Annotated in this window: 28 protein-coding genes; 12 read left to right on the forward strand and 16 right to left on the reverse strand. The window is 40.3% G+C overall.

Annotation, left to right across the window (positions count from 1 at the left end):
* Positions 1-8: 8 nt before the first annotated feature.
* On the forward strand, positions 9-1,028 hold the full coding sequence (hemH, locus tag HHO47_RS12775; protein ID WP_169020641.1) for a ferrochelatase: 1,020 nt from the start codon (positions 9-11) through the stop codon (positions 1,026-1,028).
* Position 1,029: 1 nt separating this feature from the next.
* Here the strand turns inward: hemH and arfB are convergent, their stop codons facing one another.
* Entirely contained in the window at positions 1,030-1,443 is a 414-nt protein-coding gene (gene arfB / locus HHO47_RS12780) for an alternative ribosome rescue aminoacyl-tRNA hydrolase ArfB (RefSeq protein WP_169020642.1), read from the reverse strand.
* A 131-nt stretch (positions 1,444-1,574) separates the two neighbouring features.
* On the opposite strand from arfB, the gene HHO47_RS12785 reads away from it, so the two are divergent.
* A complete protein-coding gene (locus tag HHO47_RS12785; protein WP_169020643.1) occupies positions 1,575-2,132 on the forward strand; it encodes a short-chain dehydrogenase in 558 nt (185 codons plus the stop codon).
* Positions 2,133-2,234: 102 nt separating this feature from the next.
* The gene (locus HHO47_RS12790; protein ID WP_169020644.1) at positions 2,235-6,296 is read left to right on the forward strand and encodes a DEAD/DEAH box helicase; all 4,062 of its coding nucleotides are present in this window, start codon (positions 2,235-2,237) and stop codon (positions 6,294-6,296) included.
* Between the two features lie 77 nt (positions 6,297-6,373).
* On the opposite strand, the gene HHO47_RS12795 is transcribed toward HHO47_RS12790, so the two are convergent.
* Genes HHO47_RS12795 through HHO47_RS12810 form a run of 4 tightly spaced genes read right to left on the reverse strand, consistent with a single transcriptional unit; the run spans position 6,374 to position 8,491 of the window.
* On the reverse strand, positions 6,374-7,129 hold the full coding sequence (locus tag HHO47_RS12795; protein WP_169020645.1) for a phytanoyl-CoA dioxygenase family protein: 756 nt from the start codon (positions 7,127-7,129) through the stop codon (positions 6,374-6,376).
* A gap of 4 nt (positions 7,130-7,133) precedes the next feature.
* Positions 7,134-7,724 carry a uracil-DNA glycosylase family protein gene (locus HHO47_RS12800; protein ID WP_169020646.1) on the reverse strand — a complete coding sequence of 197 codons (591 nt, stop codon included), beginning with the start codon at positions 7,722-7,724 and terminating at the stop codon, positions 7,134-7,136.
* Entirely contained in the window at positions 7,711-8,085 is a 375-nt protein-coding gene (locus tag HHO47_RS12805; RefSeq protein ID WP_169020647.1) for a VOC family protein, read from the reverse strand. The genes HHO47_RS12800 and HHO47_RS12805 overlap by 14 nt, the downstream gene beginning before the upstream one ends.
* Before the next feature lie 43 nt (positions 8,086-8,128).
* Entirely contained in the window at positions 8,129-8,491 is a 363-nt protein-coding gene (locus tag HHO47_RS12810) for a VOC family protein (RefSeq protein WP_169020673.1), read from the reverse strand.
* A 264-nt stretch (positions 8,492-8,755) separates the two neighbouring features.
* On the opposite strand from HHO47_RS12810, the gene HHO47_RS12815 reads away from it, so the two are divergent.
* The 5 genes from HHO47_RS12815 (at position 8,756) to HHO47_RS12835 (ending at position 12,343) form a co-directional block, all read left to right on the forward strand.
* Complete coding sequence (locus HHO47_RS12815; protein ID WP_211183719.1) at positions 8,756-9,100, forward strand: hypothetical protein; 345 nt, start codon at positions 8,756-8,758, stop codon at positions 9,098-9,100.
* Positions 9,097-10,704, forward strand: a complete 1,608-nt coding sequence (locus tag HHO47_RS12820; protein ID WP_169020648.1) for a PepSY-associated TM helix domain-containing protein — start codon at positions 9,097-9,099, stop codon at positions 10,702-10,704. The genes HHO47_RS12815 and HHO47_RS12820 overlap by 4 nt, the downstream gene beginning before the upstream one ends.
* Positions 10,704-11,039, forward strand: coding sequence for a DUF3325 domain-containing protein (locus HHO47_RS12825; RefSeq protein WP_169020649.1), 336 nt, complete (start codon positions 10,704-10,706; stop codon positions 11,037-11,039). Before HHO47_RS12820 ends, HHO47_RS12825 begins: the two co-directional genes overlap by 1 nt.
* Before the next feature lie 312 nt (positions 11,040-11,351).
* Positions 11,352-11,801, forward strand: a complete 450-nt coding sequence (locus HHO47_RS12830) for a YaiI/YqxD family protein (protein WP_169020650.1) — start codon at positions 11,352-11,354, stop codon at positions 11,799-11,801.
* Positions 11,801-12,343: a DUF6942 family protein gene (locus HHO47_RS12835; RefSeq protein ID WP_169020651.1), complete on the forward strand. Its 543-nt coding sequence runs from the start codon at positions 11,801-11,803 to the stop codon at positions 12,341-12,343. The genes HHO47_RS12830 and HHO47_RS12835 overlap by 1 nt, the downstream gene beginning before the upstream one ends.
* 173 nt (positions 12,344-12,516) lie before the next feature.
* On the opposite strand, the gene HHO47_RS12840 is transcribed toward HHO47_RS12835, so the two are convergent.
* Positions 12,517-12,798 carry a putative quinol monooxygenase gene (locus HHO47_RS12840; RefSeq protein ID WP_054452414.1) on the reverse strand — a complete coding sequence of 94 codons (282 nt, stop codon included), beginning with the start codon at positions 12,796-12,798 and terminating at the stop codon, positions 12,517-12,519.
* The gene (locus tag HHO47_RS12845; RefSeq protein ID WP_169020652.1) at positions 12,795-13,016 is read right to left on the reverse strand and encodes a DUF2798 domain-containing protein; all 222 of its coding nucleotides are present in this window, start codon (positions 13,014-13,016) and stop codon (positions 12,795-12,797) included. Before HHO47_RS12845 ends, HHO47_RS12840 begins: the two co-directional genes overlap by 4 nt.
* An 81-nt stretch (positions 13,017-13,097) precedes the next feature.
* On the opposite strand from HHO47_RS12845, the gene HHO47_RS12850 reads away from it, so the two are divergent.
* Complete coding sequence (locus tag HHO47_RS12850; RefSeq protein ID WP_169020653.1) at positions 13,098-13,958, forward strand: LysR family transcriptional regulator; 861 nt, start codon at positions 13,098-13,100, stop codon at positions 13,956-13,958.
* 124 nt (positions 13,959-14,082) lie between these two features.
* Here HHO47_RS12850 and HHO47_RS12855 read toward each other — a convergent pair whose 3' ends face one another.
* The gene (locus tag HHO47_RS12855) at positions 14,083-15,015 is read right to left on the reverse strand and encodes a LysR family transcriptional regulator (protein WP_169020654.1); all 933 of its coding nucleotides are present in this window, start codon (positions 15,013-15,015) and stop codon (positions 14,083-14,085) included.
* Between the two features lie 112 nt (positions 15,016-15,127).
* Between HHO47_RS12855 and HHO47_RS12860 the strand changes: the two genes are divergently transcribed.
* A complete protein-coding gene (locus tag HHO47_RS12860; protein ID WP_169020655.1) occupies positions 15,128-16,240 on the forward strand; it encodes a VarG family subclass B1-like metallo-beta-lactamase in 1,113 nt (370 codons plus the stop codon).
* Between the two features lie 53 nt (positions 16,241-16,293).
* On the opposite strand, the gene HHO47_RS12865 is transcribed toward HHO47_RS12860, so the two are convergent.
* From HHO47_RS12865 to HHO47_RS12875, 3 genes are all read right to left on the reverse strand, one after another.
* Positions 16,294-17,748 carry a hypothetical protein gene (locus tag HHO47_RS12865; RefSeq protein WP_169020656.1) on the reverse strand — a complete coding sequence of 485 codons (1,455 nt, stop codon included), beginning with the start codon at positions 17,746-17,748 and terminating at the stop codon, positions 16,294-16,296.
* 462 nt (positions 17,749-18,210) lie between these two features.
* Positions 18,211-18,360, reverse strand: a complete 150-nt coding sequence (locus HHO47_RS19410) for a HepT-like ribonuclease domain-containing protein (RefSeq protein ID WP_348981660.1) — start codon at positions 18,358-18,360, stop codon at positions 18,211-18,213.
* A gap of 148 nt (positions 18,361-18,508) precedes the next feature.
* Positions 18,509-18,820 carry a nucleotidyltransferase domain-containing protein gene (locus tag HHO47_RS12875; protein ID WP_248291002.1) on the reverse strand — a complete coding sequence of 104 codons (312 nt, stop codon included), beginning with the start codon at positions 18,818-18,820 and terminating at the stop codon, positions 18,509-18,511.
* A 693-nt stretch (positions 18,821-19,513) separates the two neighbouring features.
* Between HHO47_RS12875 and HHO47_RS12880 the strand changes: the two genes are divergently transcribed.
* A complete protein-coding gene (locus HHO47_RS12880) occupies positions 19,514-20,398 on the forward strand; it encodes a tetratricopeptide repeat protein (protein WP_169020657.1) in 885 nt (294 codons plus the stop codon).
* Here HHO47_RS12880 and HHO47_RS12885 read toward each other — a convergent pair.
* The 5 genes from HHO47_RS12885 to HHO47_RS12905 form a co-directional block, all read right to left on the reverse strand.
* A complete protein-coding gene (locus tag HHO47_RS12885; RefSeq protein ID WP_169020658.1) occupies positions 20,395-20,715 on the reverse strand; it encodes a hypothetical protein in 321 nt (106 codons plus the stop codon). The genes HHO47_RS12880 and HHO47_RS12885 overlap by 4 nt on opposite strands.
* Before the next feature lie 47 nt (positions 20,716-20,762).
* Complete coding sequence (locus tag HHO47_RS12890) at positions 20,763-21,587, reverse strand: nuclear transport factor 2 family protein (protein WP_169020659.1); 825 nt, start codon at positions 21,585-21,587, stop codon at positions 20,763-20,765.
* A 62-nt stretch (positions 21,588-21,649) separates the two neighbouring features.
* Positions 21,650-22,390 (reverse strand): FAD-binding oxidoreductase, encoded by a 741-nt coding sequence (locus HHO47_RS12895; protein ID WP_169020660.1) that lies wholly within the window; start codon positions 22,388-22,390, stop codon positions 21,650-21,652.
* Positions 22,391-22,584: 194 nt separating this feature from the next.
* Complete coding sequence (gene deoD, locus HHO47_RS12900) at positions 22,585-23,292, reverse strand: purine-nucleoside phosphorylase (protein WP_169020661.1); 708 nt, start codon at positions 23,290-23,292, stop codon at positions 22,585-22,587.
* Entirely contained in the window at positions 23,292-24,524 is a 1,233-nt protein-coding gene (locus tag HHO47_RS12905; protein ID WP_169020662.1) for a phosphopentomutase, read from the reverse strand. The genes deoD and HHO47_RS12905 overlap by 1 nt, the downstream gene beginning before the upstream one ends.
* Positions 24,525-24,715: 191 nt before the next feature.
* On the opposite strand from HHO47_RS12905, the gene udk reads away from it, so the two are divergent.
* Entirely contained in the window at positions 24,716-25,357 is a 642-nt protein-coding gene (gene udk, locus HHO47_RS12910) for a uridine kinase (RefSeq protein ID WP_169020663.1), read from the forward strand.
* Positions 25,358-25,373: the final 16 nt, after the last annotated feature.

A 25,373-nucleotide genomic window follows, 5' to 3' on the forward strand; every position in this document is an offset into this window, starting at 1 on the left:
AGCATTGCGTGTCGAGATTTTCAGCAGTTACCGATAACCCTCATGATCAGCGTTTTAATCAAAAAACAGGGATTTTACTGACCAACTTAGGCAGCCCAGATGCGCCAACCGCTAAAGCTCTTCGTATTTATCTAAAAGAATTTTTATCTGATCCACGTATTGTCGAAATCCCTCGCTTACTATGGATGATTATCCTCCATGGCATTATTTTACGTATTCGTCCGAAGCGCTCAGCAAAATTGTACGAAAGTATCTGGACTGAAAATGGCTCGCCGCTGACCCATATTACTCGGCTACAATGCGATAAACTCGATGCTCATTTAAAAAATCAGGGCTACGAAAACACTGAAGTAGTGATGGCGATGCGCTACGGTAGTCCGTCAATTGAAGCCGGTTTAGAAGAGTTACGTGAAAAAGGCTTCACGCGCATTGTTGTTTTTCCTTTGTATCCACAGTATTCAAGTCCAACCACAGGGTCAACCTTTGATGCGGTGGCTAAAGTACTGCGTAAATGGCGCTGGGTGCCAGAGCTGCATTTTATTAATGGTTATCATAAAAACACCACATACATAGAATCTCTAGCTAATAGCATTAGTGAAGACTTACAAACTAATGGCATGCCGCAAAAATTAGTGTTTTCATATCATGGTATGCCGAAACTGTTTTTAGATAATGGCGATCCATATCATTGCTTATGTTTACAAACCACTCGCTTAGTGGTCGAAAAACTCGGACTCGATAAAGAGTTAGTTATCAGCACCTTTCAGAGCCGTTTTGGTAAAGCTGAGTGGTTAAAACCATACACAGACGCCACATTAGAAAGTTTTCCCGCTGAAGGTATTAAAGACGTGGCTATTATCAGCCCTGCATTTAGCGCTGATTGCCTTGAAACACTCGAAGAACTCGAAAGTGAAAACCGAGAGATCTTTGAACAAGCTGGCGGTGAAAAATACCGCTACATAGCTGCACTGAATGATAGAGACGATCATATTAACGCGTTATTTGAGGTGCTTAAACCAAACTTATAAATTAAACTTTAACACTGCCGCGCAGCGCTTTGGTATTACCATGTTTGGTTTTCTTATCCATGCGTCTGCGCTGCGAGTTACGACTCGGTTTAGTTGCCCGACGTGCTCTTTGTACTTTAGTGGCAGAGACAATCAATTCTTTTAAACGCGCCAATGCATCTTCTCTGTTTAGCTCTTGCGTGCGATGACTTTGAGCTTTAAGAACAATCACACCTTCTTTAGTGATACGGCTATCATTTAACGCCAACAACCGCTCTTTATAAAACTCGGGTAGCTTTGAGCGATTAATGTCAAAGCGAAGGTGGATCGCACTGGCCACTTTATTAACATTTTGACCACCCGCACCTTGTGAACGAATAGCTGACAGCTCGACTTCCCATTCATCTATTGTTACGGTATTTGAAATAATTAACATGAGGTTCAGCTACTTCAGGCAAAAATGGAGTATATCATCTGATGTTAATAGACTAAAACCCTCTTTAATTTATAGCGGTTATCTAATATATAGTCTTTAATGCAACTAACAATTGAATAAAGGTGCTCAACATGAAAAAAATAATTTTATCTCTTAGTTTGTTAGCAATGAGTTTTTCAAGCCTTGCGGCAGATATTACAGAACAAGATTTACAAAGCTATATGAAAGCATTACCTGCAGTTGTTGATTGGTCACAAAATCAAGATTCATTAAAAAGCATGGATTTGGGTAGTGTGTTAAGCGGCTCTGAAGGTGGCTCGAGTGCAATGGCATTAGGCGCCCTTGATACAATCAAAGATAATGATTTATACAAAGAGTTTGCTGCCTTAACCAATAAATATGGTTTCACGCCTGAGCAACTTATCACTGTGGGTTCTGAAGTCTCAATGGCTTACCTTGAAAACATTAAAGGTAATTTATCGCCAGAAAACAAAGATAAAGTAAATCAGCTAATGGGTGGGTTACAAAGTATGGGCGGCTCGAAAAATAACAGTGCCAGCTCAATGCTAGGCTCAGTAGCTAATTCTGCAAATGCTAAAAGCTCAGCAGAGCCTGCTGTTAGCGAAAGTAATTTAAAACTCATTAAAGAATACATGCCGCAACTACAAAAGCTATTTGCCATGATGTAATAAATTTTTAATAGCGACTTAGGTCGCTTTTTTATCGGTTGTAACTCCCCTAACTGAAACTTATACTGGCAGCAATCATTAGCAATTTTAGTTATTAATTTTATGTCATTAAGCACTTTGCCTCCCGCCACAACTGATCACGACCAGAAACAACTGTGTGTATTACTTGCACTGATAATAAGTAGATCATCGCACGGCTATAATAACTCTGTCCAACAGCTCACTAAACGTCTTTATAGTCACATTAAAAATGGCTATTCATTTTCTCAAGCTGAAGTCGCTAAATATACTAAACAACTCGAATCTAACAATTTAATTTGGAAGCTCCCCTACGGAGTAGACTTTCGCATATCAGTTAGCGCTGTAGCTTATGTAGCAATAAATGCTATAAAATATCAGCCAATTTTATTGCATGCTTTTTTAGCCGAATCTCAAAAAAACTATTATTATCATGATCAAGCCGTGCACTTTATGCACCTGCTATTTAATGATCTTGACCGCACAAAAAGCGGAAAAAAACCACTCCCCGTTGATTTATCACTTGAGCTTGATAAAGTTTTTGTTAATTTACTCACGCAATCACCATACGGCGAGCAACTGTGGCAATGCCTACCTGAGCAATGGCAACAGCTTTGCTTGGATAACTTTATCCGCGGTCAATTTTTCAACCTCACCAGTGAGCCTGCATGGCCGACTCTGATTGCCAAAGTGCTCCCTGCAACAGAGCTGAGAAAACGTATTTATTTTAATGAGAATTTAGCCATATTATTACAAGAAGATAATTTCGCTGAATTGTTAGATGATAAAAGAGACCATGTTTTAGCCACTTTTTATGAAGCAAATACCAATGCCATCAAGGGTCAGTTTATTGATGTTGCTTTGCTACAATATAAAAGTGCTTTAACAGCGTTTAGAAAAAACTTTGGCAAAGGCAGCTACCCTACAGAGATCACCGGGTTACTTTACACTGTATGTCTATTTATCAGTGCAACCGCTGGCGATATTAAACAACTAAATACTTGTCGAAAATGGTATCAAAAAAACCTGGGGGAATTTAGCCACCCAAGCCAAGCGGTTGATTATTTGCTTGAAGAAGACTTAGCGAACTACCAAAACTATGCTTTAAAAAACAGCCTAACTCATCTACTTAGTAACCCGAATGCATTAGCGCCATTATTTTGCTTATTACTGGCAATTATTAAAAACGCCACAGACGAACAGGTAAATCATCTAAGAGGTGATACTGAACTGTTAAAACAGCTCAATAGCGCAATTAGCCCTCATCAACACTGGCTGGCTGAGCAATGCCAGCACTTAGTTAATTGGCTTAGCGATGACACGCCATTACCCAACACAGGTTTATTGCAGCACTTTATCCGCGTCCCACAATGGCAGCGTTGGCTTAATAATATTAGCCAGATTGATACGCCCACTGCGCAGCAACGAATTATCTGGCAACTAGATTTAACCCATTTAGATTTACCGCTCATACAAGCTAAAGTACAGCAACTCAATGCCAAAGGCGAATGGACCAAGGGCCGTAAAGTAAACGCTCAAGACCTTGCTTATAACCAGTATCAAGATGCATTAACCAGCGCCGATCATAACTTAGTACACGTGCTCAACAACCATGCCGATTCTGGTTATCACGAGATACACGCAACGGCTGCGGTATTACAAGCTCTAATAGGCTTTAAAGGGCTTGAAGATCACAAAGGACAGCCACTTAAACTGATCAAAGGCGAGTTTGTCATTGAAATTGCGCAAGACAGCAATGATTGCTACCGCCTTGTAATGCAACCGAGCATCAGCGATCCGGACTGTGATTTTTTACTTATCCACAGCCATGAAAATTGTTACCAAGTATTTGCCATTGATGACAAACAGCTCAAATTACTGCAATTATTTGAGCAACAACCCAATAATTTAACCGCAGAAAAACTGCCACAACTGAATGCCGCATTACAAGTACTGGCTAACGAACATCATATTAGCAGCCAGCGTACCGAATTTGCCCATATCAACAACGTACGCCAAGGCTTATGTGAATTTGCCGCAGTGATCGCTCTTACCCAATTAGGTATCAACATTAATTTTTATGCCATGCCAAATGGCGTAGATGGCCCTTGGGTTGAACCCGGTATTGGTGCTTTGACACTCGCACATACTGATGATGATCAAACCGACAGCATTGTTATTAAACGTGATTTAAAAGCAGAGCAAAAAGCGTTTAGGAAATTACTGAAAAATATGGCCGGATTATTTGCTGATCGGCAATCACCGCAACATAATCAAATTCAACAGCAGTTTTATTTACCTGAAGATATTAGCCAAGCAATTGAGTTACTTGAAGCTGCGCAAAAAGCACAGTCTCTGGTATTAAGTTGGGACGAAACGAGCCAAGGCATGAAAGTTGCCAAAAGCCAGCACCTTTCTCTTAATTTAAATGATGATAACGATTGGTTAAGCGTCAGTGGTAAAATCTCACTCCCTAGCGGCCAAATATACGAATTACAAACCCTGCTTAAAGCCCCACGCCGTGGTAGCATTTTAGAGTTTTCTGAAGGCAATTCATTATTATTGGATCAGCGTTTAACTAACTTATTAAATCGCTTAGAAGGGATGCAAAATATTGATAAGCACAACCCAAGTGATGAACTACGGATTGCCAACGCGCGTGCATTGCCTTTACAGCAAAGCATTGCCGACTTAGGTGATGTCACATTTGGTGACAACTGGAAAACGCGTTTAGCTAAATTTGAGCAAACTATCGACCCTACCTTACCTGCACATTTAGTCCATATTTTAAGAGACTATCAAGTAGTCGGGGTTAAATGGCTAATGCAACTGGCCAACTGGGGACTCAATGCTTGTTTAGCAGATGACATGGGGCTGGGTAAAACCTTACAAACCCTCACCGTGTTACAAATGCGCAGTAATTTAGGTGCCAGTGTAGTGGTTGCGCCAAAATCAGTGTGTCATAACTGGCAAGTCGAAAGCGAGCGATTTGCGCCGGCTTTGCATGTAAAAATCATCGAAAGCGCCACTACATGCGCTGATATTCTCGCAACGGCAGGCAAACACGATTTAGTGATCGTCAGTTATGGTTTACTGCCACTAATTGGTGAACAACTAGCGCAATTTTCTTTTGCTAATATTGTTTTTGACGAAGCGCAGGCAATTAAAAACCCCTTGAGCTTACGAGCAAAAGCCGCGTTTTCACTCAATGGTCAATTTAAAATTGCCTTATCTGGCACGCCAATCGAAAACCATCTAGGTGAACTATGGAGCTTGTTTAACTTTTTAATGCCAGGCTTTTTACACACCCTACCAGTATTTAAAAAGCGCTTTGGTAACGCCGATAAAAACCAACAACAAGCCGATACCCTAAAAACCCTGATCGCTCCATTTATCCTGCGTCGGACTAAACAAACGGTATTGACCGAGTTACCTGAAAAAACCGAAATAAACTTAACCTTTGCATTAAGTGAAAAAGAGCAAGCACTGTACGAAGCAACCCGTTTAAACGCACTTGAACAAGCAAATCAGGAAGACAGCCAATATATTACTATCTTAGCGTCATTAACTAAATTACGCCGCGCTTGTATTGCCCCACAGCTGTTATTGGAAAATAGTAAATTGCCATCTAGTAAGCTAGACACTGCAGAAGCGATTATTGAAGAATTACTAGAAAACAACCACCAAGCGCTGATCTTCAGCCAATTTGTCGATGTGTTAAAATTGGTTGAAAAGCGCTTACAAAAACGCGGCATTAATTACTGCTATCTTGATGGCAGCATGAGTGCGAACAAACGTAAACAACAAGTCGATACATTTCAAGCAGGCCATGCACCATTGTTTTTGATTAGCTTAAAAGCAGGCGGCACTGGGCTTAATTTAACGGCGGCTGATTATGTGCTGCATCTCGATCCTTGGTGGAACCCTGCGGTTGAACAACAAGCATCAGATCGCGCGCATCGCTTAGGGCAAACACGCCCCGTTACTGTGTACCGACTGATAGCACAAAATACCATTGAAGAAAAAATCCTGCAATTGCACGAACATAAACAAGCACTCGCAGATAAAGTACTCGCTGGCAGTGGTGATGCTGGGCAAATGTCTAAAGATCAACTACTAGCACTGTTAAGTAACAGCGAAATGTAATTCTGACGTGTTCATATTTCGAGGTTATTACAACAGCCTACTTAGTTTTTAAGCAAGAAAAAACCTATGTAGCGCGGTTATTCTTGGTGCGCCAAAGTAACCGCAAAGGCACTGGCATCTTCTAATGTCGAAAGCATGGTTGGAGTAGGCAGACAGATGCCCTGAACAAAATGCAGTACATGGGGCTGTGGCTCACTAAAGAGAATATCCAGCGCTAAGCGGTCTTTACCGTATAAACCACGGTGGATCATATTTGCCGAGAAGATCAATAAATCTCCTGCTTGCATTTCAATCACATGACCGGTGGCTAAATCATCACTGTTGTTGTTGTGTTCAATAGCCATTCTAGTTGCCAGCTCATCAGGTGTATCCCAACGCCGATGAGTACCTGGGACTAACTCAATGCCCGGCTCATCTTCGAGCGCAATCCGGCAATGTATTACTTCAGGACCCAATAACGCAGCTTGCTGCTCCGCTAAGCTTAAATGGTACTGCATATCACGGTGCCAATAATTTTCTTGCTCAGGGTTAACCGGATTAAAAAACAACTGGGTATTCATAAAAGCCGCTGGTTCAAGTATCGAATCAACTTGGGCCATTAACTTATGGCTGGCAATAAACTTAAATAATACTAAGCGCTGAGCCTCATCTAAATAGGTATTTGCAGTTAAATAAGCACTATTAACCGCCTTGGTTTGATAAAATTGTTGATTATCAGCAATCCATTGCTGATGAAAACAATTGATCACTTCGCGCTCATGCACAAGTTCACGTTCAGTGTAAAAACCTTTTACATGAAAAAAACCATGCTGCTCAAATTGGGTATTGCTCATCAAACTAATCATCCTCGCATTGCAAAATTGCTTGAACAGCTTGCGCCAACTGTGGCACCACATCACGCTCAAACCAAGGGTTTTTAGTTAGCCAAATATTATTACGCGGACTCGGGTGCGGCAATGGTAAAACATCTGGCCAATACTCACGCCATGATTTTACCAACTCAGTGAGGGGTGAATGTTTTGTATGTGGTAAATGGTACGCTTGGGCATATTTACCTAGCACTATGGTTAACTTAATATTGGGCATTGCCGCTAAAAGCTGGGGACGCCATGCAGCTGCGCATTCTTTACGCGGCGGTAAATCGCCTGACTTACCTTTACCTGGGTAGCAAAAGCCCATCGGCAAAATAGCAACTTTAGTTGCATCATAAAAATCGCAAGGCTTAACCCCTAACCACTCGCGCAGCCGCTTACCACTGGCATCATCAAATGGAATGCCACTTTGGTGTACTTTAAGCCCCGGCGCTTGTCCGGCAATTAAAATACGCGCATTAGGGTTAAACTGAATAATCGGGCGCGCTCCTAAAGGTAAGTGTGGCTCACAGATCACACATTTACTAACTTGCTGTGCTAAATCATGCTGAGTCACTATTTTGCCCAATTCGCCATAACACTCCTGACGGGTCGTATATTACAAAATCCGTCATATTCCAAGGCTGTACGCAAGGTTCACTCATTTCTATGTGGTATTTATCAGTTATAGCCTGTGCAGTTAAATGCTGATGCCAAGCTGCAACATCTTCAACTAAAAGGTGCATCATAAAGTTATCAGCATGAGTTTTATCATAAAAATTTTGCAATAAAAAACTACAATCACCATGATAAAAGTAAGCCATATCAGGGCTTTGCCACGCAATTTCAAACCCCATATCGGTATAAAAATCACAGCTTTGGCTAAAGTTTTTTGCTGGTACAAACGCTTTTATTTCTTCACAAGTTAAATTGCTCACTTAACAGCTATCCTTAGTTAGTAAAATAATGATCTGTTGTAAGTTAAATATGTTCTGACCACACAGCAAATTCGTTGCCGCTAGGCTCTGTAAAATGAAAACGACAACCACCAGGAAAATCAAAGATAGGCTTAATAATGACTCCTCCATGTTGCTCTACTTTAGCCTGTGTTTGCGTAATGTCCTCACTATAAAATACTAACAAAGCAGCGCCATGTTGCGTTAATGAGCTAAGTGGTGCTTGATAAAATCCGCCATCAAGGCCTGCAGATTTTTGATCAAACGCCGTGTATTCTGGGCCATAATCAACAAACAGCCAGCCAAATACAGCACTAAAAAAAACCTTTGTTGCCGTTAAGTCGGCTGCCGCAAATTCAACATAATTTAACTTTTTATGTGCACTCATCATAAATCCTGTAGAAAATAACAATCCCAATGCTAAATAGCCTAAACACCATAAGCATACAAGCAGCTGAAAAATTTGCGAACTTTTCCAATTAAAACGATAAAGGATAGCAATAGATCATTATTTTACTAAGTAAATGTGCTGAGTATTATCAAGCTCTCATCGCAATAAACAACAAAGAAAATACGAATCACTATCTTTTCTATATTTAGAATATATAATACCCTCTTTATTCGCCCCCACTTGGGACTTTGAGGGATCATCATGCATGCTCAATCTGTCAAAAACAGCCAAACACTCTCTATAAGGTCTAAAATAAGCCAAACTTATCAAGCCCATGCTTACCGTTTTGCTGTTATCTCACGTTTTTTTGCTGCCATTGTTGGTGGCTATACCTTTACTGCCGTGTTTACCGCATTACTGAGTATTATTTTACCGCTGAAAAAGTCAGATGCCGTATTACTTAGTATCAGCCTGACTATTTTAGTGTACAGCAGTGTATTTATTTGGGTGTTTACTGTTAAATCACTCAATAAAATATGGATCACTATTTTACTAACTACTTCAGGGTGTGCTCTGATCTTATCATTACTTAAAGGTTGGCTATGAAAGAGAGTTTTTTCCGTTCCATGACCTGGATGCATACATGGGTTGGATTATTGGTATGTTGGCTACTCTATTTAATATTCTTCGCCGGTACAGTGAGTTTTTTTCGGGACGAAATTACCCTTTGGAATCAACCGGCACTACACAATGTACAAGCACCAGAGCAGCGTGTAGCGCAACAGCGCAGCCAAATTATCAGTGGTATTAATTACCTACAAAATACAGCCCCGGAGTCTACGCGTTGGGGAATTTACTTACCCACAGAGCGAAAACCCCAGCTTAACTATGCTTATGAAAAGCCTCGTCCTGAGGGTAAACGCTTTGGTGGTTGGCAAGATCACAACATCAACGCACAAACCGGTGACGAAATAGCACAAACAAGAGACACCAGAGGTGGTAACTTTTTTTATCGATTACATTTTGACCTACATTATATTGATGTACGTACCGCACGCTGGATTGTCTGTTTTGCGAGCTTATTTATGTTGGTAGCGCTGATATCTGGGGTGGTGATCCATAAGCGCATTTTTAAAGACATGTTTAGTTTTCGTGCCAACAAAGGCAGCCGCAGTTGGTTAGATAGTCATAATGTATCGTCAGTATTGGCGTTACCTTTTCATATTATGATCACCTATACAGGCCTAATCACGCTAATATTTATGTTATTCCCCTATCCAGCAATGACCGCATACGAAGATGGTATACGTGGTTTATTTAACGATGTGTTACCCACCAATGTACGCACTAAAACTAGCCCTGATAGTGCCCCATTAATAGCCATAGATACTATTTTAGATCAAGTTTATACTAACTGGCCTGATGCTGACTTAACGCAAATATCAATCCGCGATCCAAATAAAGCCTCAGCCACAATTACAGTCCGTGCAGATACCGGTAGCCTAGTTCGCGACCAAACACCCACCTTATTATTTAACGGTGTAGATGGCAGCTTAATAGCTAAAAGTGCAGCCCAGTTAACCAATACTGAAGTGTTCTATGACTCGCTAACAGCCCTACACACAGGCCGTTTAGCTAACCCATTATTACGCTGGTTATACTTTTTATGCGGCGTAGCTGGCTGTGTAATGATAGCCACAGGCTGTATTATGTGGGCTAAGCGTATTCGCGAACGCATGAAAAAAGATCAACCCGCTACAATTGGCTTAAAGTTGGTAGAAGGGTTGAACCTTGCCACATTAATGGGCTTACCACTTGCAACCAGCACATTTTTTATTGCCAACCGGTTACTGCCCATCACAACCCCAGAGCGGGCTGATAAAGAAATACTCGCATTCTTTGTGACTTGGCTAGCCGTTGCTTTGTTTGCGCTATTTAAACGCGCAAGGCCGCAGTGGATTTTTCTCGCGTGGATAAACGCTATTGCCTGTGTCAGCGTGCCTGTTATCAATGCTCTTACCACCAATGGCAATCTAATAAGCTACTTGCTAAACGGCCAATGGGCGTTGTTTAGTTTTGATTTAATATGCTTAGTATTTGCAGCCTCATTTGTAATTCAAGCCAAAAAAATACCAACTCACACTCCGGTTAAAACACCGCAACAACGGGCGCGCCGTTCAGCAAAAACTAAATTACAGGAGCATTCATAATGCATGAATTACTGCAATTCAGCCTATGTTTATTGGCCTTTAATTGTTTTGCTTTGGCTAAATTCAATCATTACCGTGATGTATTTAAAACCCGCCCTAGCAACAAACTAAGTACACAGTTTTTAATCGCTGCTTGGATCAGTATTTTACTAAGCTTAGTACTGAGTGTTGTACAACATAACGGCTACGGTGCTTTACTATTTTGTGGTTATATGGCGCTAAGTATCTTAATATTAATGATTTTTTATAGCTTCAAAGTATCTTGGATAAAAATAATAAGTGCTTTAAATATCACCGTTGTAATGCTCAGTGGGCTATTTTTAAGTGTTTTTTAAGCTTAGTTAGTAAAAATATGATCTGAGCAAAATTCACAACAAACCGCTTAGCGTGCTCATTTTCTAAGATTTTTGCTTGGTACTATTTAATGGAAAAGGACTCACTGGTGTAACCTTATCGGGCATGCCAGTACAGCCAGCAGGAAACTACTCACGCACAGAGTAGAGTGATAAATAATTATTTTTCATCATTGATTCCTTGATTGTTAATTAAGTCACAAATGCAGTAAAGCATAAAAAGTTCACTTAATACTAGTTGTTCTAAAAGCCTTAGGTTAGGATCATTTTTTTACTAACTATTAGAGGTTAATAATGAAGATATGGGTTGATGCTGATGCCTGTCCGGTGGTGATCAAAGAAATTTTATTTCGTGCCGCAGAGCGTACGCAAACTGAAACAATTTTAGTCGCTAATCATGCAATGCGTATTCCGCCTTCAAAATACATTAGCCGGTTGCAGGTCTCATCAGGATTTGACGTAGCCGATGACGAAATTGTAAAACGTATTGCAGCAAACGATTTAGTGATCACCGGTGATATACCGCTGGCCTCAGAAGTAATTGATAACGGCGGCCAAGCTTTAAACCCGCGCGGCGAGCTGTATACAGGTGAAAATATTCGCTCGTTACTAAATGTGCGCGATTTTATGGATACTATGCGCTCAAGTGGCGTTGAAATGAATGGCGGCCCGCCTCCGTTGAGCCAAAGTGATAGACAAAACTTTGCCAATAACCTTGACCGCATCCTCGCGCGAAATAAATAATGCATCAGCAACCAATTGGTTTTGGCGATCAATCCTTTCACGTCGCAGTGTATATTGCCAATATTCCTAACATGCCGCAGTACAGTGAAATTAGCACGTTACAAGCGATGATAGATGGGCAAATTGATGCAATAAATAAAGCCTGTGGCAACGGTTGGCGCAAGGTATTTAATGTTTACGCTAAAGTGCTGTTTGCATTGCCCAGTGAATATTATCAATTTGCTAGATCAGCCCCCACTTGGCAACACTACCGTGATACGCAGCTGCTGCAAAAAAATAGCCATACAGCGCTATTATTTAGCCCGCCTGTATTAACGAATAATAATACTTTACATATTATCGCCGGGCGCACATATGCTAAAACGCTGATCAATCAAGGGCTATTAACTGCGCAACTCGATTGGCTTGATGACGAATTTGCCATAGACAAAACAAATAATGTTATTGTTTGTCCCTACTTTGATTACCGTCAATTAAGCAATATAAAAATAGCCCGACTAAGTGAATTAGTAGCGCGTATTCAATTTATTAACTTACCTTAAAGCTTTTATACCCAAGTCACCTCACAATGTCAGCCATCCGAAAACAGGAATATCACTTTATCAAAAACCTAATGATATTAGCGCAATTGTAGATATTAAATCAGGAAAACAACCAGTAAAAAATACATTGCAGAACGCTTGAGCACAGGGCAGATAATCTGCCCGCTTAAAGTTTAAATCATGTGTAATTTATTAATCTCTACAGGTAACGCAAGGGCTGATTCATAAAATGCGAACACCTCTTTCACATACGGTTGCTGGTAATGTTCATCAAGTGCAGCTTGTGATGCAAACTTTTCTATCAAAAATAAACACTGTTGATCTAAATCTTCATATAACTCAAAACGAATACACCCTGGCTCTGCTAATGTTGGTTGTAACATTTGCTGTAAACGCCCTTTACACTCAGTAAATAATGCCGCATTAGGCGTGATTTTTGCCACTATATTAATCATTTTAATCCCCTATTAAAAAACGTGATAACAACACAGCGAATAGGTGGAGCAACAGTAAATGCCACTACAAAAGCCGCAGGCCACGCATTAATAAATGCAATTAGCCAACTGTGTAAAAATGTTTCACTTAAACCTAAATTAACGTAGGTTACCCAAGCAGATAACAAAAACGACATCAAAAAAGAGAACACCGCAGTAAACACAAAATGAATTTTCATAACACCTCCTTGGCGTTACTATATGCAAAGAGATGGCGTGCAAACAGTCACGATAACGCAAACTAAGATTGAGAAATTGATATGCTAGACGATCTACATTTATTTATAGAAATAGCACGACGTAAAAGCATGAGCCAAACAGCTAAAGATCTAAGCTTAAATTTATCAACCCTTTCACGACGTATTCAATCTTTAGAAGAAAAGTTAGGCAATCCCTTACTACAACGTACCGCCAGAGGGATTGTGCTCACAGCAAAAGGTGAGCAGCTTTATAATAAACTGGCCGAGCAAGTATTAACGCTCAACACGCATTTAAATCAACTAAACTCGCCCACACTTGAGGCCAGTGATTTTTACTTACTGTGCCCACAAAATATTATTGCTGGGCCATTAATGCCTGCACTCAATGCATTTTCAGCTAATAATTTAGCGCTTAATCTACACATTTACCCAAGCAACACGAATAGCCAATTAAGCCAAAAACGCTTTGATTTAGCGATTCGTGTAGGCGAGCAGCAAGACTCAAGCTATTTTCAAAAACGCCTAGGCAATATAGCGATTAAGTTTGTCGTAAAACACCAAGCGCCACTGTCGCGACTAGTGCTCCCTTATGCAGAGTCACAACTTCCAACGGGTTTACTTAAACTACTTAAAAAAGAGTATGCACACATCAGCTTTTGTTTTGATATTACCATCGCTAAAAATATGGTTGAATCAGGCTATGGTGTAGGGCTGCTACCCATGAGCGAAATTGACAGCATTACACATAAAAACCAATTTAGTTATATAGCGTCACCAATCGCGATCCCTACAAGGCCTGTTTATGCACTATGGCCGCATTCCAACAAGCCATCAGCCACAGCTGAGCAATTAATAACTTTAATACACGACATAACTACACAAACACCCAGCCTACAAGGAAAAATTGTAGCGCTGAATTAACAGGTATGTAAAAAGAATAAAGTAAATAACCAAAACCCGTAGCGGGTTACCCCGCGCAGGTTTCCTCGGCTTGTAGGTCGTGCTTTAGCGCGACAATAAAAAGCAGCAGTTCAATCGAGTTACCTTACACCGCTTTATCGATTTCTTCATCCATCATATTTTTTATTTCCTGCCTAACCCACCGATGAATTGGGCTATTGTGATGAATGAGGTGCCAAAATTGTTCAACTCGGAAATCGGCAGTGTAAAACGGTAAATCGGCCACCGTAATGTCATAGCGTCGACCTAAGTGGGTGACTAGACGTTTTGGTAAGGTGGCGATCAGATCAGTGTTAATCAATAACTCCGGCACCATCGAAAAATGTGGCAAAGATGCCACCACTTCACGCTGAGAACCCAACCTTTTCAGCTCATGATCCATATCCGTTTTGCAAAAACCATTACCAGAAATGATCACATGTCTGCTCTGGCAATAGCGCTCTAACGTCATAGGCTGATTAGCCCATTTATGCTGGCGACACATTACTACGGCATAGTTATCATTAAATAAACGCTGTTTAAACACGTTGGTGGGTGTCTCATCTGTGGAATACAGCAATAAATCAGCCACCTTTTCCAAGTAATCATTCAGCGGTATAAAGCAGTTGTAAGACACAATTTGTAATTTCAAGTTTGGAGCACGCTGCTGAAAGCGCGCCAACAATTTCGGCACAATCATCATCATTTCAAAATCCAGCGCCCCTATAGTGAACACGCCTGAGTATTGCAAGGGGTCAAACTTATCGTCCACCAACATATGTCGAATGGTATTGAGTAATATCTCCAGTTCGCTACAAAGGCGCTCACCTTTTGCAGTTAAACGGTACTCATTTTTCACCTTCACCAACAATGGATCATCAAATTGCTCACGCAAGCGCATCAGGGCTCGGCTCACTGCAGGCTGGCTCATATTTAATACTTGAGCGGCCTGACTAATATGCTTATGAATCAATACTTTTTCTAAGATCGTTAACAGATTTAGGTCAATACTACGTAGATTCATCTCAGATATAGCCATGACATCACCTTATAATATTATGCGTAAATGATCTACATACTATAACAAACATGCATTTTTGATATGTTTGTTTTTGTTTTATCTTTTTTTCATCTTATTGAGGAGAGAAAGAATGAAACTATCCACCCTAGCTTTAACCCCTATTGTTGCTGCAGTGTTTACTTTTAATGTCAGTGCGAAAGGCCATGACCATAATAGCCAGCGAGCAACTTTATTCCCTGGTGAAGCGGTTCAAATCGAAGTCGATCCATCAGCAAAGCAATCGCTGAAAATCGGCCAAAAAATTAATAACCTTTATGAGCGCCAGTTTGATGACAGTAAATTTACTGTGCAAAAATTGGGCAAAAACACCTACTGGATTGGCGTGAATTACTACAACGCAACCGTTGTGGTTTCCAAAGACTCGGCATTGCTGATTGACCCTCTTGGTGATGGCCGTATTGATGCTCTTTTTCAAGGCATTCAATCTATCACCAATAAGCCGATCACTGCTATTATGTACTCTCATTACCACCTAGATCATGTAGGTGGTGGTAATCAACTAATTGACTTGATCAAGAAAAACTACCCAAAGGTAGATAATGTCCGTGTGATTGCTAGTCAAACCGTTGCCGACAAGATCAACCACCACGCTGAACTGGACGAAAACGGTGTGAAAACCCCTAAAGTTCCAGCACCAAATGAAGTGTACGACTTGAAAAAACCTCAAATAGTCAGATTTGGCTCAATAAAGCTGAAGATGATGGCACCAAAAGGTTCTGGTCATACACCGGATAACACTATGATTCTAATCCCGAGCGATCGCGTGCTGCATTTCGCTGACATGATTAACCCTGATCAACTGCCGTTTTACAATTTTGCGGGAGCGGAAGATTTTAATGGTTATGAAGCGGATCTACAAAATCTTTTGAGTAAACCGCTCAGTAAGCAATGGGACTTTATTAATGGCGGCCATGGCAACATAGGTTCAAAAAAAGACGTAAAAGCTCTGCTGCAATACATTGCTGATGTTAGAACTGAAGTCGGAAAACAATTGGAAGTGGCGTCTTATACCCCAGCTTTGAGTGACGGTAACCACTTCATTTGGTTTAAACGCTGGCAAGAAGAAATCACTAACAATGTGCATACCGCACTTGCGAACAAATATGGCCACATGTATGGTTTCGATTCAGGTGCGGTTGAAACCCACGCAGCCATGATTTTGGCAGATATGATCGATCATTAATATCACTCAGATAAAACGGCGCTCTAAGCTGCTAGGTGTGGTTGCTCGGACATTTACAATTCATCTACCACTTTCACTGTTGCTATGTGCGATTTTAAAACATCATTAACTGTATAGTTTATTTGGAAATACAAAGTCCCTTTTTTAAAAGGTTGAGCTTTCACTGAAGGCATCACTTTATAACATTTATACTTATTGTACGATGGTAATTCCTGTTGTGGGCTCCCATCAAGCAAAGGCAATGCGTGTGTCAATTTAAATCGTGTAGGAATATCTAAGCAAATAACCCCACTAGTTTCGCCTTGTAAAATATATTGTGTGTTATTTGAGGAGTTATTTGAAACGAGTTTTATACCGCCTTGCTTCATTTCAACTAATTGTTTTTTAGCCTTATTTAAAGAAGCGATAGGTGCAGTAAGGTTATCACTTTTAATACCCGTTGAACTTTTTAGTAATTCATTTATTGCAGCTTCTATTGGGGAAAGTAGTTTTCGCTTTTCCCATAGGCTTGGATCCCCACCTTTGAGAATAGATAATCTAAGCCATGTTTTATCAGTAAAATAATTAACTTTCTCCGGGCTTTCATCTGACTTTGATTTATGAACTAATCCTTTGCTACGCACTTCTAGCGTTTGTGGCTCCACATCTGATAAAGATGACCCAGCGGGTGTATCAGTTAAACCAATTGTCATTGCGGTAATTGGAGAAAGTAATATATCTGTAGCGTAACCTACAGGGTTACGTATTCCTTCTTCTTTACTGAAATAGTCGTAACATCGCCCAATAGCACACACTTCTTTCTTTATAAGTACTATTTCACCTGCTTTTAATGGTAAAACATTTACATTTTTGTTACCAGTATGTTTATATAGCGAATTACCTGCAACAAAGTCTAAATCTAACTGGAGCACTAAGTCATTATCATTTGTACCTGTAACTGATTTTGCGACCTCTTTAGCTACTTTTATTTCTTGTGCGGTTACAGGGTTTGATAGACTTAGAGCCTCTCCTGCTGTGGCGATAAAATCAATAATGCTTCCGGCTTTATCGTTTTCATCTAGATCGTACTCATAGATTTTTAATTTGATACTTAATAAGTCACTCTCCATTCGTTTAGGACCATATAGTGCTTTATGGAAAAATGGAGCTTTCGTGGCATCTGCAATTGAGTCATATGGTCCTAATATTTTGGTAATGGTATCGCTTGATGTCCCTGTTACAACTTCTTCAAATTCAGCGACAATTAAAACTTCATTATCTCCGCCAATATCTGGAAGATATCTTAGATAGGTATCAGTTAAATAAATACTAAAAGTATCATCGCCGCTTAAAGCATGAGCTTCATCAGTTTTATATATCATACCATCAGCACTATATAATTCTTTGGCAGCAACTAGAGGAGGTATAAGCTTTTTATCTGGAGCGACGGAATAAATGGAGATATCACCGGTGCTTGCAGTGCAACCACATAAAAGTAAACATAAAACAATAAATAATAAAAGCCTCATCAGAAATTCCTTTTCAACTAACTTAATAGAAGGTTAAAATTTAGACCAAACCACATCAATGTCAACTTTTTAACACTTGTTATTGAATTAATAGTTTCACGATTTACATTACATTAACTAGAGGGGTTTAGGTACTTGGAATGTGTCGCGAACAAAATTCCGCCATGCAAGTGATTACTCATCAATTTTTAGCTTTCGGGTGTGATCACGGGGGAATATTTCTTAACAGCAGCACTTCAGCAAAGTTTGTCGGTCTACATAGGTTTGCTTCTAACTGCAGATACACTAGCATTGGTGTTTAATTTAAGGAATATAACCTCTCAAAATGAATTATGCCTATTGATTGGGCTTTTTCGTGTTAATTTTCAACATCAAACATTGTCGCCATAAATGACGACCTACTACAGGGGGGCTAGTATTGTTCCGCAGCTCGTCGCCTGAAACCCGCAGCATTTTATCATTTCACTTGGCTAACTCAGTTATCGCTTTTAAGCTAAACCCATGCATGGTCACATTATGTTGTTTTTTGATAATCGTTTTCACAATACCTTGATCGATATTCAAATAATCATGTACAAAGGCGTTGCGTAAGCCAATGTTTTGCCAAACCAATACAGACTGCTGTCATCAACTGTAACAAACGCTCCACCGCACGATAGTCTCTATTATTAAGTTGTTCTATTTGGCTTAATTCATTGAGTTATAAAATATATTCTTCTATATGTCATGTTACTTCCTAATATAAAGTGATATTCCTGTATCAGTCATGCTTACTCGCGATCGTCTCAAACTCAAATTGGCTATAAATACGCTGCTGCTCTTTCATTGCTCTCAAGCTATTTTTTCCTAAAATGGCATACCCGTATTCTACTACATTGAATGCAAGGTAACTTGGGATCAAAATTGAAATAAGCTGCTCATGCAAGCTAAGTGCATTGCTGATTTCAAGCTCGAGCTCTTTTGGCCTGAGCCGTTTATCAAATGAACTTAACTCAAAGTTTTTAAAAGCAATGGCAAGATCTATATCGCATGGGGTTGCGCCGTGCCTTTGGCGTGGGAGCCATATAACCAAACAACATCAATATCGCTATTTTGTTGCAAAATTTAATTATTTTTTGAAAAATATTATTTCCCACAATACAAAACCATTAATAAAACACAGAGATAATCATAACCTATCAGTTTTGCAGTGAACACAAAAACTGATAATTCACTTTTATTTATATCAATTGGTTTTAAAACAATCAAAGGTGGAAAAAGGAGCTAGGCTCTAGGGAAGTGACTAGCGGCTAGAATCCGCACACAGCTCGAGGAACGTCGCCCGCAACTTTCTCTTCTCATTTGTCTTTCTTGGTAGCCAAAATAAACTACCCGACACTGAGATCCGAGCTTGTTTACCTAATGAATCGAGGTACACACTCGCTTCTTCTTTACTCCCAGGGCTATAAAATCTTCTCAAAAATTTATAATCCCCTAAATATTAAGATCTTGTTCAGATATATTTGGTTATTATGAACACTCACTCCTGTTGATATCCCTGACGACATTATGTTGTTTAAGCAGTTTTACCAGCTCTTCATAGAGCTGGTTTTTTTGCCTGTTTTATACTAACTTCATTTTATCCCACTACAGCAATGTAGCGATTGCTCAGCACACTGCTGTAAAAACAACGTCGAAAAATCAACCAGCCCTAGTTACTAGTAGGTAGTCATGTTACAGTTTCAATAATTTACTTAGCACTTTAATTTACCGACTAGGCATTAGTATGCGTCATTATTTTGTATCAATTTTAGTTTTTTTTGCCACATTAGTGGTAGCTCAGGCACAGGCTGAAGAGTCTCGCTCTGCACCCAGCCAACAACAACAGGCACTCAAAAAACTCCAAGAGCCGATGTATAGACCCTTGGTAGAACGCTATATTCTTGATGAACTTAAAGCGGTACGCCAAGATCAGCAAAAACTACGTGAAGACGTTACCAAGCAAGTCTCTCATGCTCAGCTTGATACCGCTGACCGTGCACTGACTTACACCACAGATACAATTAATAATGTATTTTTTATCATCACTGCCACAGCCTCTATTTTGGTACTGGTTGGCTGGAACTCGTTACGTGATGTAAAAAACAAAGTCGAAGATATTGTTAATACCCGTGTCAGCGTGATCACTAATGAATACGAAGCACGTTTGAATACATTTGAAGAGAAGCTACGCGAGCGCTCTGAAGAAATATTAAGTAACCAACAAAAAATCTCCGTTACCAATGAAGTCCACTCTTTATGGATGCGCGCTAATTTAGAAAGCGATATAGCTAATAAGATCGAAATTTTTGATGAGATTTTAAAACGTAAACCCGAAGATGTTGAAGCTATCGCTTATAAAGCCGATGCATTATTAGAGCTTAATGAAACAGCTCAGGCGATAGAGTTGTGCAACCAAGCTTTAGATATAGACAGTGACTACGGCTACGCTTATTGGCAACGTGCATGTGCGTATGCGTTGACGCATAAACACGCTGATGCGTTGGCCGACATTAAAATGTCGTTGGAGTATTCACCAAACTTACGTAATGAGTTATTGCATGAAAGTGCATTTGCCAGTTTGCACGATAATAGTAGCTTTAATGCGATTGTTTCTGGCAACAATGATTAACGTTCTAAGAAGCGTTCAATTGCTTGAGTGAGTAGTTCGTCGAGCTGCTCTTCAAACTCATCTTTGTTGGTTTTAAAGTGCGCCAAATATGCCTGCGCATGCTGATCTGACAACAGCCGAGCATTAATACTGTATTCGCGCTCAGCTTTGGTTTTATCAAACCGCGCAGTAAAGTGGTACAAAGCAAAATAAGGGGCGACTAATTGCTGATTAGCATAATCACAAAAGTGTTCAATGGTTTGTGCCCCCGTTGGCCCTAAACAACCGGGCTCAACACGATAAAGTAACTTAATTTTTTTATCATCACTAATTTTCATACTCATCGCACCCCTTTATTTGCCTATATAATCCACCTATTAATGCTCTATCTAAAAAAGAGCACTTTAGTTATTTTGCCGTTTTCAACCTGATAACTAGAGATTAACTCCCCACGCTTATCGACCACGTTGGGATCTGTTGAGCAGGTTTCTGACAGTTCATGATCGATAACGATATTACCGTGTACAATGCGTTTAATTGGAGATGATTTTATACACTTTAATTTTTTAAACATTATTCCGTAACGGGCAATCAATTTTTCTTTGCCTTTGAAAAGTAACTCATTTGGAAAAGCATAAAACTCTACATTTTCAGCATACATACTAATAAATGTGTCAATATTTCTGGCATTATACGCCTTAATTAATTGCTCAATAACAGCTAATGATTCGCGTGACTGTTTGGCTTTAACTTGTTGCTTGAGTGTTAGTGCTTCTTTAGCTTGGCTCACCGCTTGCTCTGCTTGTGCGACAGCAAGCTGCTTTTCTTGTTGCGTTTTAGGAAGCTCAGCAGGTTTTGCCGCTTCGGTGCCAAGTACCTTACTGGTATCAACTTCAGCCTCACTGGGTTTGCTAGTGTCCGTTTTAATTGGCTGTGTTGATTCAACATTTACAGGCTCAGCTAATTGCTGATTTTGCGGCGTTAACGTGATCACCGCTGGGCTATCTTGCAGTTCAGCCTCAGTTGATTTTGTTGGGGCTTTACTCTGCACTGATTTTTCTTCGCCAGTGCTAGTGTCAGTCGTTTTTACTGCAGCAGACAATTTAACTGCTGTTGTTTTAGTTTTAGTCTGTGGCTCAACTACATCAGTTGCAGTTGCAAATAACTGCCACGGAAATAGCAAACTTACTAAAAAAAATAACGGTTTCATACTGTTCCTGAGTAATTTAAGAAACTCTAAAATAACAAAATTTACCGGATCGCGATAGCTTTTTACCAATACTGCTCAACAGTAATTTGCCCAGGCTCGCGACGACGATTGCGGGTGTAGCCTTGCTTGATTAATAATGCGCTGGTGTCTTTAACCATTTGTGGATTACCACAGATCATAAATTGAGTACTTTGCGGGCTAACTGTGCTGTTACAATGATTAAATAAAGTGCCATCGGCGATTCGATCAGTAATGCGCCCATCCAAGCCGACAATTGCCTGCTCGCGACTCACTACGGGCAGATAAGCCAACTGTGGATACTGCTGCTGCAATTGCGCTATTTTTGCTTGATAACTTAAATCAGCATTCAAACGTACGCCATGCACTAAGGTAATGTGCTTAAACTGCTGCCACACATCAGGCTGATCTAAAATAGATAAAAACGGCCCAATTGCAGTTCCAGTACTAAGCATAAATAACTGTTCACTGGCGGGAATTTCATCAATAGTAAAAAAACCACTGGCACGGCTTTCAATCATCACCGTATCGCCGGGTTTAAGTTTGGCTAATTGTTGTGATAATAAGCCATCTGCAACGTTGATCAGATAAAACTCTAAATCGGGAGAACTTGGCGCATTGACATAAGAGTACGCCCGTGCAATACGTTTTTCATCCATCATCATAGAAAGCTTAGTAAACTGCCCTGCTTTAAACGGCCCCACATCGGCATTTACAATGAGGCTAAATAAACTATCGGTCCACCAAACAATCTCTTTAACACTCGCTTCAACCCAATTAGACACAATTAACGCTCCTGAATTACTGCTTTGTATAACAGTGGCAAGAGTGCACAGCATTGTCAATGATTCAGTAGCTTTAAGCTATAAGAATAAAAAAGCCGCCTAGTTTAACTAGGCGACTTTGGAGGTTAGTCTCACATTATTTTGGGCGTGTCTCCAAAATACTGCGAATACGTTACCAAGGAACTTTTTGTTTATTACGCTTCGATTGACTCAAGCGCAATTTTAACCATTTCGTTAAAGGTGCTTTGACGCTCTTCACTTGGGGTTGCTTCACCGGTGATCACGTGGTCACTCACAGTAAATAATGCCATGGCTTTTGCGCCATATTCAGCAGCAACGCCGTATAAACCGGCCGTTTCCATATCAATCGCTAGCATACCTAATTTATCAAGCTCTTGATAAAAAGTGTTGTCAGCTTGATAGAAAGTGTCGGTGGTAAATACGTTACCTACTTTCGCTTTAATGCCTAACTCTTTCGCAGCATTAACGCCATTTAGTAGTAAGTCAAAGTCAGCAATTGCTGAGAAATCATAACCACGTACACGCGCACGGTTTACATTTGAATCTGTGCTTGCGCCTTGTGCGAAGATAACGTCACGAATTTTAATGTCGCTACCAATACCACCACAAGTGCCGATGCGAATTAGGTTTTTAACGCCATAGCTGACAATTAATTCGCGTGCATAAATCGACATTGATGGAATGCCCATACCAGAGCCCATAATGCTTACTAGTTTACCTTTATAAGTGCCAGTAAAACCATACATGTTACGAACGCCGGCTACTTTTACAGCATCATCAAGAAAATTTTCGGCAATGTATTGCGCACGTAATGGATCACCCGGCATTAATACCGTTTGTGCAAAATCGCCATTATTTGCGTCAATATGTGGAGTACTCATTATTCGTTTCCTTTTACTTTTAGCGCGTTAAGCTTATCAATAAAGCCATTGCCATATTCAAGTGCAGGTAAGTTAAACCACTGGGCAAGTGTTTGACCTATGTCTGCAAAACTAGCACGTTCACCAAGCGGGGTATTTTCCAGCCCTACCTGATAAGCAAGTACAGGCACATATTCACGGGTGTGCTCACTGCCCGGGAATGTTGGATCACAACCGTGATCCGCCGTAATAATTAGTACGTCGTCGGCTTTAAGCTGATTAAGAAGCGTTGGTAAGTAATCGTCCAGCTGTTTAAGCGCTTTTGCATACCCAACAGGATCACGGCGATGACCAAATTTTTCATCAAAATCAACTAAATTAGTAAATATCAAACTGTGATCAGGCGCTGACGCCATCACTTGTGTGGTTTTTTCTAACAAGTTTTGTAAGCCTGGGGCTTTATGTTTTTGGGTGATCCCTTGATGCGCATATATATCTGCAATTTTACCAATACTAATCACTTCTCCACCGTCTTGTGCTAGTTTGTCTAGCAATGTTGGCGCTGGCGGTAGCACTGAGTAATCTCGACGATTGCCAGTTCTGGCAAAATCTTGATTATTAGAACCCAAAAATGGCCGCGCAATCACTCGTCCTATGTTCATTTCATCAAGCAGCGCCCGTGTGATTTCGCAGACCTGATAAAGCTTTTCTAGACCGAAAGTTTGTTCATGCGCGGCTATTTGAAACACGCTATCAGCTGAGGTGTAACAGATTGGTTTACCTGTTTTTACGTGCTCTTCACCTAGCTGTTCTAAAATCGTAGTACCCGAGGCATGGCAATTACCTAAAATCCCCGGGATACCGGTACGAGCAATCAGCTCGTCAATTAACTCTTGTGGAAAACTCGGTTGTGTTTTAGGGAAATATCCCCAATCGAATAACACCGGTACACCTGCCATTTCCCAATGACCTGATGGAGTATCTTTACCACTGGAAAGCTCTTTAGCGTAACCCCAAGCTGCAATCGGTGTTTGGCGGTCGCTAACAAGGCACGGTTCGTTGCCTGCTGCTTCACATGCATCAACTAAGCCTAATAACGATAGGTTAGGTAGTGATAGCTGTTCACCCGTTTCTGCAAAGTATGCTTTAAGCAAATGTGCAAAAGTGTTTGCGCCCAAGTCGCCAAACTTATCAGCGTCTGGTGCTGCACCTATGCCTAGGCTATCTGCCATTAATATAATTGCTCTTGCCATACTCACCTCAATTGTCCAATGTAGCTACTTTATATTTTTGTGCTTTTTAACGTACAGGACATAAGTCCTGTTTCATAAAACCTAAACATTATAAATTTCATATCTTAAAGCGAAGCAAGAGAGATTATTCGTGTCTTTTTTGCTATTGTGATCTACCAACAATGTATCCTTCTGTGTGGATGAGAACTTTAGTGACACGTACAATAATAGCTATTGCTGGCGCTTCTGCGTCTGGCAAATCTCTTTTTAGCCAAACTATTTATAATGAATTGGTGAATGAGCTTGAACCTGGCGCCATCGCCGTGATCGAAGAAGATGCGTATTATAAAGACCAATCGCATTTGCCGTTTGATCATCGTACGCAAACGAACTACGACCACCCTGATGCGTTTGAACATGAGTTAATGTGTAAACATTTAACACAGTTACGTAATGGTGAAGCGGTAGAAGTACCTAGCTATGATTATGCACAGCATACGCGCAGTGACAAAACACGCACTGTAATGCCAGCAGAAATACTCATAGTTGAAGGGATTTTATTGCTTAGTGATAAAGCGCTACGTAAAGAATTTGATATCAAAGTGTTTATTGATACACCGCTTGATATTTGCCTGATGCGCCGTATGCAACGTGATATGGAGCAACGAGGCAGAACATTACAGTCCGTTGTTGAACAATATCAAGCTACTGTGAGACCAATGTTTTATCAGTTTATTGAGCCTTCAAAGCACAATGCTGATTTAGTGGTAACGCGTGGTGGTATGAATCGTGTTGCGATTGATATAATTAAAAGTAAAATAAAATATTTACTACAAAAACAACAACGGGAATAAGCAAAAATGACAACAT

The organism is Pseudoalteromonas arctica, from assembly GCF_012927645.1.
Classification (GTDB): domain Bacteria; phylum Pseudomonadota; class Gammaproteobacteria; order Enterobacterales; family Alteromonadaceae; genus Pseudoalteromonas; species Pseudoalteromonas arctica_A.

What these genes read in the sequence shown, in the direction of transcription:
- HHO47_RS12830 (WP_169020650.1), top strand. Translation starts at nt 11,352, where the DNA reads ATGAAGATATGGGTTGATGCTGATGCCTGTCCGGTGGTGATCAAAGAA.
- HHO47_RS12835 (WP_169020651.1), top strand. Translation starts at nt 11,801, where the DNA reads ATGCATCAGCAACCAATTGGTTTTGGCGATCAATCCTTTCACGTCGCA.
- HHO47_RS12795 (WP_169020645.1), bottom strand. Translation starts at nt 7,129, where the DNA reads ATGAGCAATACCCAATTTGAGCAGCATGGTTTTTTTCATGTAAAAGGT.
- arfB (WP_169020642.1), bottom strand. Translation starts at nt 1,443, where the DNA reads ATGTTAATTATTTCAAATACCGTAACAATAGATGAATGGGAAGTCGAG.
- HHO47_RS12890 (WP_169020659.1), bottom strand. Translation starts at nt 21,587, where the DNA reads ATGAAACCGTTATTTTTTTTAGTAAGTTTGCTATTTCCGTGGCAGTTA.
- HHO47_RS12860 (WP_169020655.1), top strand. Translation starts at nt 15,128, where the DNA reads ATGAAACTATCCACCCTAGCTTTAACCCCTATTGTTGCTGCAGTGTTT.
- HHO47_RS12845 (WP_169020652.1), bottom strand. Translation starts at nt 13,016, where the DNA reads ATGAAAATTCATTTTGTGTTTACTGCGGTGTTCTCTTTTTTGATGTCG.
- HHO47_RS12840 (WP_054452414.1), bottom strand. Translation starts at nt 12,798, where the DNA reads ATGATTAATATAGTGGCAAAAATCACGCCTAATGCGGCATTATTTACT.
- HHO47_RS12825 (WP_169020649.1), top strand. Translation starts at nt 10,704, where the DNA reads ATGCATGAATTACTGCAATTCAGCCTATGTTTATTGGCCTTTAATTGT.
- HHO47_RS12790 (WP_169020644.1), top strand. Translation starts at nt 2,235, where the DNA reads ATGTCATTAAGCACTTTGCCTCCCGCCACAACTGATCACGACCAGAAA.
- HHO47_RS12785 (WP_169020643.1), top strand. Translation starts at nt 1,575, where the DNA reads ATGAAAAAAATAATTTTATCTCTTAGTTTGTTAGCAATGAGTTTTTCA.
- HHO47_RS12865 (WP_169020656.1), bottom strand. Translation starts at nt 17,748, where the DNA reads ATGAGGCTTTTATTATTTATTGTTTTATGTTTACTTTTATGTGGTTGC.
- HHO47_RS12885 (WP_169020658.1), bottom strand. Translation starts at nt 20,715, where the DNA reads ATGAAAATTAGTGATGATAAAAAAATTAAGTTACTTTATCGTGTTGAG.
- HHO47_RS12855 (WP_169020654.1), bottom strand. Translation starts at nt 15,015, where the DNA reads ATGGCTATATCTGAGATGAATCTACGTAGTATTGACCTAAATCTGTTA.
- HHO47_RS12810 (WP_169020673.1), bottom strand. Translation starts at nt 8,491, where the DNA reads ATGAGTGCACATAAAAAGTTAAATTATGTTGAATTTGCGGCAGCCGAC.
- HHO47_RS12820 (WP_169020648.1), top strand. Translation starts at nt 9,097, where the DNA reads ATGAAAGAGAGTTTTTTCCGTTCCATGACCTGGATGCATACATGGGTT.
- HHO47_RS12905 (WP_169020662.1), bottom strand. Translation starts at nt 24,524, where the DNA reads ATGGCAAGAGCAATTATATTAATGGCAGATAGCCTAGGCATAGGTGCA.
- HHO47_RS12880 (WP_169020657.1), top strand. Translation starts at nt 19,514, where the DNA reads ATGCGTCATTATTTTGTATCAATTTTAGTTTTTTTTGCCACATTAGTG.
- HHO47_RS12850 (WP_169020653.1), top strand. Translation starts at nt 13,098, where the DNA reads ATGCTAGACGATCTACATTTATTTATAGAAATAGCACGACGTAAAAGC.
- deoD (WP_169020661.1), bottom strand. Translation starts at nt 23,292, where the DNA reads ATGAGTACTCCACATATTGACGCAAATAATGGCGATTTTGCACAAACG.
- HHO47_RS12815 (WP_211183719.1), top strand. Translation starts at nt 8,756, where the DNA reads ATGCATGCTCAATCTGTCAAAAACAGCCAAACACTCTCTATAAGGTCT.